The sequence below is a fragment of the [Mycobacterium] manitobense genome (genome assembly GCF_025821665.1).
GTDB lineage: Bacteria > Actinomycetota > Actinomycetes > Mycobacteriales > Mycobacteriaceae > Mycobacterium > Mycobacterium arseniciresistens.
In genome coordinates this window covers 1-536 of sequence record NZ_JACKSJ010000049.1, presented here as the reverse complement: position 1 = coordinate 536, position 536 = coordinate 1, and the positions used below count along the sequence as shown (strand labels likewise).

At 70.1% G+C, this 536-nt stretch carries 2 pseudogenes; both read right to left on the bottom strand.

What is annotated here, in order from left to right:
• Positions 1-114 (bottom strand): annotated as a pseudogene (locus H7I41_RS06370) (flap endonuclease); the annotation flags it as partial.
• Positions 111-536: pseudogene (locus H7I41_RS06365) on the bottom strand (hypothetical protein); the annotation flags it as partial. The pseudogenes H7I41_RS06370 and H7I41_RS06365, both read right to left, overlap by 4 nt.

The following is a 536-nucleotide window of genomic DNA, read 5'->3' as shown; positions in this document are numbered from 1 at the left end:
CCCGCGCAGCGCGTTGACCGGACGCCCGTCCGGGGCCGTGATGGAGGACGGCACCCCGAAGAACGACCGGAACCACATGCTCGCGCCGTCCAGCAGCAGCACCGGGCCGCTCATGCTGCGGTCCCGAACAGGTAGGAGCCCACGGTGGTCAATCTGTCCTCATTTCCCTCGTCGTACAGGTGCACCCGCACCGCGACGGTGCCGGCGGCGCCGTCGAATCGTTCGGCCTCGACCCGGAACGGGCCGGCCTTGCCGCGGGCCAGGAACATCACGTGCGCGGAGATGCCTTGCACATCTGAGCCGGCCGCATCGGCTGCCGCGGTCTCCAAGATGACGAACTGCGGGCCGATGTGCAGCGCGGCGTCCGGCGAGGCCACCTCGGCGGACAGTTCCGGTAGGCCCCAGTTTCCGTCGTCGCGCCGGTACCCGCCGAACACCTGCCACAGCGGCGGGAGATCGGGGGAGTCGACTACCTCGATGTTGTCGACCTCCATCTTCTGCAGGCCCCCGGGCGGCACGCCGATGCTCACGCCCTG